The organism is Kosakonia sp. AG348 (assembly GCF_003337365.1).
Lineage (GTDB): Bacteria > Pseudomonadota > Gammaproteobacteria > Enterobacterales > Enterobacteriaceae > Kosakonia.
Map to the genome: position 1 here is coordinate 1 of NZ_QPJR01000019.1, position 5,110 is coordinate 5,110.

Genomic DNA, 5,110 nt, shown 5'->3' on the forward strand with positions numbered 1-5,110 from the left:
TTTGATGCCTGGCAGTTCCCTACTCTCGCATGGGGAGACCCCACACTACCATCGGCGCTACGGCGTTTCACTTCTGAGTTCGGCATGGGGTCAGGTGGGACCACCGCGCTACTGCCGCCAGGCAAATTCTGTTGTCAGACCGTTCTCACGCCCCGACATAATCTGTATCAGGCTGATTTCATGTCTCTCACGCCAAAACACCTTCGGCGTTGTAAGGTTAAGCCTCACGGTTCATTAGTACCGGTTAGCTCAACGCATCGCTGCGCTTACACACCCGGCCTATCAACGTCGTCGTCTTCAACGTTCCTTCAGGAGACTCAGGGTCTCAGGGAGAACTCATCTCGGGGCAAGTTTCGTGCTTAGATGCTTTCAGCACTTATCTCTTCCGCATTTAGCTACCGGGCAGTGCCATTGGCATGACAACCCGAACACCAGTGATGCGTCCACTCCGGTCCTCTCGTACTAGGAGCAGCCCCCCTCAATTCTCCAGCGCCCACGGCAGATAGGGACCGAACTGTCTCACGACGTTCTAAACCCAGCTCGCGTACCACTTTAAATGGCGAACAGCCATACCCTTGGGACCTACTTCAGCCCCAGGATGTGATGAGCCGACATCGAGGTGCCAAACACCGCCGTCGATATGAACTCTTGGGCGGTATCAGCCTGTTATCCCCGGAGTACCTTTTATCCGTTGAGCGATGGCCCTTCCATTCAGAACCACCGGATCACTATGACCTGCTTTCGCACCTGCTCGCGCCGTCACGCTCGCAGTCAAGCCAGCTTATGCCATTGCACTAACCTCCTGATGTCCGACCAGGATTAGCTGACCTTCGTGCTCCTCCGTTACGCTTTAGGAGGAGACCGCCCCAGTCAAACTACCCACCAGACACTGTCCGCAACCCGGATCACGGGTCCACGTTAGAACACCAGCCATTAAAGGGTGGTATTTCAAGGGCGGCTCCACGCAGACTGGCGTCCACGCTTCAAAGCCTCCCACCTATCCTACACATCAAGGACCAGTGTTCAGTGTCAAGCTATAGTAAAGGTTCACGGGGTCTTTCCGTCTTGCCGCGGGTACACTGCATCTTCACAGCGAGTTCAATTTCACTGAGTCTCGGGTGGAGACAGCCTGGCCATCATTACGCCATTCGTGCAGGTCGGAACTTACCCGACAAGGAATTTCGCTACCTTAGGACCGTTATAGTTACGGCCGCCGTTTACCGGGGCTTCGATCAAGAGCTTCTCCTTACGGATGACCCCATCAATTAACCTTCCGGCACCGGGCAGGCGTCACACCGTATACGTCCACTTTCGTGTTTGCACAGTGCTGTGTTTTTAATAAACAGTTGCAGCCAGCTGGTATCTTCGACTGATTTCAGCTCCATCCGCGAGGGACTTCACCTACGTATCAGCGTGCCTTCTCCCGAAGTTACGGCACCATTTTGCCTAGTTCCTTCACCCGAGTTCTCTCAAGCGCCTTGGTATTCTCTACCTGACCACCTGTGTCGGTTTGGGGTACGATTTCGTGTTACCTGGAGCTTAGAGGCTTTTCCTGGAAGCAGGGCATTTGTTACTTCAGCACCGTAGTGCCTCGTCATCACGCCTCAGTGTTAAAGTGCTCCGGATTTGCCTGGAACACACACCTTCACGCTTAAACCGGGACAACCGTCGCCCGGCTAACATAGCCTTCTCCGTCCCCCCTTCGCAGTAACACCAAGTACAGGAATATTAACCTGTTTCCCATCGACTACGCCTTTCGGCCTCGCCTTAGGGGTCGACTCACCCTGCCCCGATTAACGTTGGACAGGAACCCTTGGTCTTCCGGCGAGCGGGCTTTTCACCCGCTTTATCGTTACTTATGTCAGCATTCGCACTTCTGATACCTCCAGCAACCCTCACAGGCCACCTTCGCAGGCTTACAGAACGCTCCCCTACCCAACAACACATAGTGTCGCTGCCGCAGCTTCGGTGCATGGTTTAGCCCCGTTACATCTTCCGCGCAGGCCGACTCGACCAGTGAGCTATTACGCTTTCTTTAAATGATGGCTGCTTCTAAGCCAACATCCTGGCTGTCTGGGCCTTCCCACATCGTTTCCCACTTAACCATGACTTTGGGACCTTAGCTGGCGGTCTGGGTTGTTTCCCTCTTCACGACGGACGTTAGCACCCGCCGTGTGTCTCCCGTGATAACATTCTCCGGTATTCGTAGTTTGCATCGGGTTGGTAAGCCGGGATGGCCCCCTAGCCGAAACAGTGCTCTACCCCCGGAGATGAATTCACGAGGCGCTACCTAAATAGCTTTCGGGGAGAACCAGCTATCTCCCGGTTTGATTGGCCTTTCACCCCCAGCCACAAGTCATCCGCTAATTTTTCAACATTAGTCGGTTCGGTCCTCCAGTTAGTGTTACCCAACCTTCAACCTGCCCATGGCTAGATCACCGGGTTTCGGGTCTATACCCTGCAACTTAACGCCCAGTTAAGACTCGGTTTCCCTTCGGCTCCCCTATGCGGTTAACCTTGCTACAGAATATAAGTCGCTGACCCATTATACAAAAGGTACGCAGTCACACCCCGAAGGATGCTCCCACTGCTTGTACGTACACGGTTTCAGGTTCTTTTTCACTCCCCTCGCCGGGGTTCTTTTCGCCTTTCCCTCACGGTACTGGTTCACTATCGGTCAGTCAGGAGTATTTAGCCTTGGAGGATGGTCCCCCCATATTCAGACAGGATACCACGTGTCCCGCCCTACTCATCGAGCTCACAGCCTGTGTGCTTTTGTGTACGGGGCTGTCACCCTGTATCGCGCGACTTTCCAGACGCTTCCACTAACACACAAGCTGATTCAGGCTCTGGGCTGCTCCCCGTTCGCTCGCCGCTACTGGGGGAATCTCGGTTGATTTCTTTTCCTCGGGGTACTTAGATGTTTCAGTTCCCCCGGTTCGCCTCATTAACCTATGGATTCAGTTAATGATAGTGTGACGAGTCACACTGGGTTTCCCCATTCGGACATCGCCGGTTATAACGGTTCATATCACCTTACCGGCGCTTTTCGCAGATTAGCACGTCCTTCATCGCCTCTGACTGCCAGGGCATCCACCGTGTACGCTTAGTCGCTTAACCTCACAACCCGAAGATGTTTCGTGAAACATCCGCGTGTCGCGAAAATTTGAGAGACTCACAGAACAGTTCGCACTGTTCAGTGTTTCAATTTTCAGCTTGATCCAGATTTTTAAAGAGCAAATATCTCAAACATGACTCGTGAGTCAGTTTTGAGATACATCGGCAGGTGACTTTCACTCACAAACCAGCAAGTGGCGTCCCCTAGGGGATTCGAACCCCTGTTACCGCCGTGAAAGGGCGGTGTCCTGGGCCTCTAGACGAAGGGGACGTAAAGTCTCGCTCGCAAGACGCCTTGCTATTCACTTTTCATCAGACAATCTGTGTGGACACTGCAGAGGCAGGTTCTTTAAGGTAAGGAGGTGATCCAACCGCAGGTTCCCCTACGGTTACCTTGTTACGACTTCACCCCAGTCATGAATCACAAAGTGGTAAGCGCCCTCCCGAAGGTTAAGCTACCTACTTCTTTTGCAACCCACTCCCATGGTGTGACGGGCGGTGTGTACAAGGCCCGGGAACGTATTCACCGTGGCATTCTGATCCACGATTACTAGCGATTCCGACTTCATGGAGTCGAGTTGCAGACTCCAATCCGGACTACGACGCACTTTATGAGGTCCGCTTGCTCTCGCGAGGTCGCTTCTCTTTGTATGCGCCATTGTAGCACGTGTGTAGCCCTGGTCGTAAGGGCCATGATGACTTGACGTCATCCCCACCTTCCTCCAGTTTATCACTGGCAGTCTCCTTTGAGTTCCCGGCCGGACCGCTGGCAACAAAGGATAAGGGTTGCGCTCGTTGCGGGACTTAACCCAACATTTCACAACACGAGCTGACGACAGCCATGCAGCACCTGTCTCACAGTTCCCGAAGGCACCAAAGCATCTCTGCTAAGTTCTGTGGATGTCAAGACCAGGTAAGGTTCTTCGCGTTGCATCGAATTAAACCACATGCTCCACCGCTTGTGCGGGCCCCCGTCAATTCATTTGAGTTTTAACCTTGCGGCCGTACTCCCCAGGCGGTCTATTTAACGCGTTAGCTCCGGAAGCCACGCCTCAAGGGCACAACCTCCAAATAGACATCGTTTACGGCGTGGACTACCAGGGTATCTAATCCTGTTTGCTCCCCACGCTTTCGCACCTGAGCGTCAGTCTTCGTCCAGGAGGCCGCCTTCGCCACCGGTATTCCTCCAGATCTCTACGCATTTCACCGCTACACCTGGAATTCTACCTCCCTCTACGAGACTCAAGCCTGCCAGTTTCGGATGCAGTTCCCAGGTTGAGCCCGGGGATTTCACATCCGACTTGACAGACCGCCTGCGTGCGCTTTACGCCCAGTAATTCCGATTAACGCTTGCACCCTCCGTATTACCGCGGCTGCTGGCACGGAGTTAGCCGGTGCTTCTTCTGCGGGTAACGTCAATGAATAAGGTTATTAACCTTACTCCCTTCCTCCCCGCTGAAAGTACTTTACAACCCGAAGGCCTTCTTCATACACGCGGCATGGCTGCATCAGGCTTGCGCCCATTGTGCAATATTCCCCACTGCTGCCTCCCGTAGGAGTCTGGACCGTGTCTCAGTTCCAGTGTGGCTGGTCATCCTCTCAGACCAGCTAGGGATCGTCGCCTAGGTGAGCCGTTACCCCACCTACTAGCTAATCCCATCTGGGCACATCTGATGGCAAGAGGCCCGAAGGTCCCCCTCTTTGGTCTTGCGACGTTATGCGGTATTAGCTACCGTTTCCAGTAGTTATCCCCCTCCATCAGGCAGTTTCCCAGACATTACTCACCCGTCCGCCACTCGTCACCCGAGAGCAAGCTCTCTGTGCTACCGTTCGACTTGCATGTGTTAGGCCTGCCGCCAGCGTTCAATCTGAGCCATGATCAAACTCTTCAATTTAAAAGTTTGATGCTCAATGAATTAAACTTCGTAATGAATTACGTGTTCACTCGTTGAGACTTGGTATTCATTTTTCGTCCGAGGACGTCAAGAATCCA

1 tRNA gene and 3 rRNA genes are annotated in these 5,110 nt (G+C 53.5%); all 4 read right to left on the bottom strand.

Features of this window, described 5'->3' with window-relative positions:
• Nucleotides 1-6: 6 nt before the first annotated feature.
• A 5S ribosomal RNA gene (rrf, locus tag DFO56_RS24390) occupies nt 7-122 on the bottom strand.
• Between the two features lie 91 nt (nt 123-213).
• Nucleotides 214-3,120 (bottom strand): 23S ribosomal RNA (locus tag DFO56_RS24395).
• Nucleotides 3,121-3,312: 192 nt separating this feature from the next.
• Nucleotides 3,313-3,388 (bottom strand) — tRNA-Glu (locus DFO56_RS24400).
• An 84-nt stretch (nt 3,389-3,472) separates the two neighbouring features.
• A 16S ribosomal RNA gene (locus tag DFO56_RS24405) occupies nt 3,473-5,012 on the bottom strand.
• Together the 16S, 23S and 5S rRNA genes with 1 tRNA gene alongside form the textbook arrangement of a ribosomal RNA operon.
• Nucleotides 5,013-5,110: the final 98 nt, after the last annotated feature.